Source organism: Sandarakinorhabdus sp. (genome assembly GCF_041689835.1).
Lineage (GTDB): Bacteria > Pseudomonadota > Alphaproteobacteria > Sphingomonadales > Sphingomonadaceae > Sandarakinorhabdus.
Genome location: NZ_JBDNFM010000199.1, coordinates 1 through 2,686, shown reverse-complemented (window position 1 = coordinate 2,686; position 2,686 = coordinate 1). Strand labels below are relative to the sequence as shown.

2 protein-coding genes and 1 pseudogene are annotated in these 2,686 nt (G+C 61.9%); all 3 read left to right on the top strand.

Features of this window, described 5'->3' with window-relative positions:
- Nucleotides 1-523: pseudogene (locus ACESL8_RS10600) on the top strand (1-deoxy-D-xylulose-5-phosphate reductoisomerase); the annotation flags it as partial.
- Complete coding sequence (gene rseP / locus ACESL8_RS10595) at nt 520-1,668, top strand: RIP metalloprotease RseP (protein WP_372918609.1); 1,149 nt, start codon at nt 520-522, stop codon at nt 1,666-1,668. The pseudogene ACESL8_RS10600 and the gene rseP, both read left to right, overlap by 4 nt.
- A 106-nt stretch (nt 1,669-1,774) precedes the next feature.
- Nucleotides 1,775-2,686, top strand: a 912-nt coding sequence (locus ACESL8_RS10590; protein WP_372918611.1) for a POTRA domain-containing protein, incomplete at its 3' end; no start/stop codon positions are given.

Below are 2,686 nucleotides of genomic sequence, written 5' to 3'. Positions count from 1 at the left end.
GATGAACAAGGGGCTGGAACTGATCGAGGCGGCGCACTTGTTTCCGGTGGCGGTGGAACGGCTGGACGTGATTGTTCACCCGCAATCGGTCATCCATTCTATGGTGGAATATATCGATGGCAGCGTGCTGGCGCAGCTTGGCAGCCCTGACATGCGAATTCCGATCGCCTATGCGATGGCCTGGCCGGAGCGCATTGCCACCCCGGCTGCCCGGCTTGACTTTGCAACAGTTGCGAACCTGTCGTTCGAAAAGCCTGATCTGGAACGCTTTCCTTGCCTGGCGCTGGCGTGGGCGGCGATGCGCGCCGGCGGCAGTGCGCCGTGCATCTTGAATGCGGCCAATGAAATTGCTGTCGCGGCGTTCATCGCCGGGCAAGCCGGGTTCCTTGATATCGACGCGATCGTGGCGGAGACTTTGGCGATGATGCCCTCAGGGCCGGTGGAAACTCTGGAAGATGTGGTTGCGGTGGATGCCGCCGCCCGGGCAACGGCGCGCGCCCAAGTGACGAGGCGCGCGGCATGAGCGAGCTTGCCTTCCTGCCGCAGCCCGGTGTGATCTTCACCCTCGCCAGCTTCATCATGATGATTGCGGTGCTGGTGGTTGTGCATGAGGGCGGCCATTATCTCGCGGGGCGTGTCTTTGGCGCGCGTATTGAGGCCTTTGGCGTCGGTTTTGGCCGCGAATTGCTGGGCTGGACCGACCGGCGCGGTGTGCGCTGGAAGATCAACGCCATCCCGCTGGGCGGCTATGTGAAATTTGTCGGCGACATGAACGAAGCCAGCCAGATCGACCCGGCGGTGATGGCCTTGCCGGAAACGGAACGCCGCGGACTGTTTGCCTTCCTGCCGCTGTGGCAGCGCGCCATCATCGTGGCGGCAGGACCGGCAATCAATTTTCTGTTTGCCATCCTGATCCTTGCCGGTTTCAATCTGGCGCTGGGCCATCAGGCTTCGCCGCCGGTGGTGGAACGGGTGATGCCGGGCAGCGCGGCCGAGCGTTCGGGCGTGCTTGTTGGCGATCGCATCCTGGCGGTTGACGACAGAACGGTTGACCGTTTTGAGGATATCACCGCCCAAGTGGTCACTGGAACCGGCAGCCGCATCGAATTGCTGGTGCAGCGCGGCGACAAGCAGCGCCGCATCGCCGTAACGCCGGCCATGGTGGAAAGCCGCGACCGCTTTGGCAACATCTCGCGCCATCCACGTCTCGGCATCGTGCGCCCAGCCGAAGTGATTGAAAAGGTTGGCGTGATCGATGCGCTGCGCTGGGCCGTGGTCGATACCTGGAGCATCACCCAGACGATCGGGCGCACCCTGCGCCAGGTCGTTACCGGCGACCGCGACATCACCGAAATGGGCGGCCCGGTGAAGACCGCGCAGATCGCGGGACAACAGGCCAGCCTTGGCCTGCTGTCGGCGGTGGCGTTCGTGGCGTTCTTCTCGATCAACTTGGGATTCATCAATCTGTTGCCCATCCCGATGCTGGACGGCGGCCATCTTCTGCTTTACGGCATCGAGGCATTGCGGCGGCAACCGCTGGCGGAAAAGGTGCAGCAATGGGCCTTCATGTCGGGCTTTGCCGCGCTGATGTCGCTGATGGTTGTGCTGACCTGGCACGACATGGGGAGTGTCGGGCTGTGGACCCGGCTGGCGTCCTGGTTGGGATGATATGGCTGGGATGATCGGGTCAGCTTATCTGGATGGGCGTAATTTTGGGCATCGCGGGAACAACCGGCGAGCTGCTGGGCTGAATGGTGGTACGTTGGTCGAGTTGATGGAAGCCAATTTCGGACGCATGGCTGGGGGCGCTCACTGGCGCCGGCCGTTGGCGGTGTTGTTGTTGTCGTCTGCGCTGGCCGCCCCGGCGCTGGCTCAGCCTCGCCCGCGCGCATCCGCCCCGGAACCTGCCCGCCCTTCGGCCGAAGCCGAGGCCCGCGCATCGGAATCGCGCGGCCAATCGGCGCTGCCGGCAACAGCGGCCAATGCCGGCATTGTGCGAAGCGTTGTGGTGCGCGGCACTGAGCGACTGGAGCCTGAAACTGTGCGCTCCTATCTCAATCTGGCCATTGGTGATCGCTATGACCGCGATGCGCTGGATACTGCGCTCAAGGCGCTTTACGCTTCCGAACTGTTTTCTGATGCCACCATCCGCGACGACAGCGGTGCACTTACGGTCGAGGTGAAGGAAAATCCGGTGATCAACCGGATCATCATCGAAGGCGCCAAGCGGGTGAAGGAAGAAAAGATTCGCGAGGAAATCCGACTTGCCCCGCGCCAGATTTTCACGCGTTCCAAAACCCGTGCCGATCTCGGCCGCATTCTGGAACTCTATCGGCGCGGCGGCCGCTTTGCCGCGAGTGTGGAGCCCAAGATCGTCCAGCTCGAACAGAACCGCGTGGATGTGGTGTTAGAGATCAGCGAAGGCCCGAAGTCCAAAATCCGTCAGATCAATATTCTGGGCAACACCAAATTCAAGGAAGGCGCCATCCGCAAGCAGATGGCGTCGAAACAGTCGCGCGCGTGGCGCTTCTTCACCTCAAACGATACCTACGATCCCGATCGCCTGGCCTATGATCAGCAAAAGCTGCGCCAATATTATCTCACTGAAGGCTACGCCGATTTCCGGGTTGCTTCGGTGGTGGCGGAGCTCACGCCCGACAAGAAAGACTTCATTGTCACTTATGTC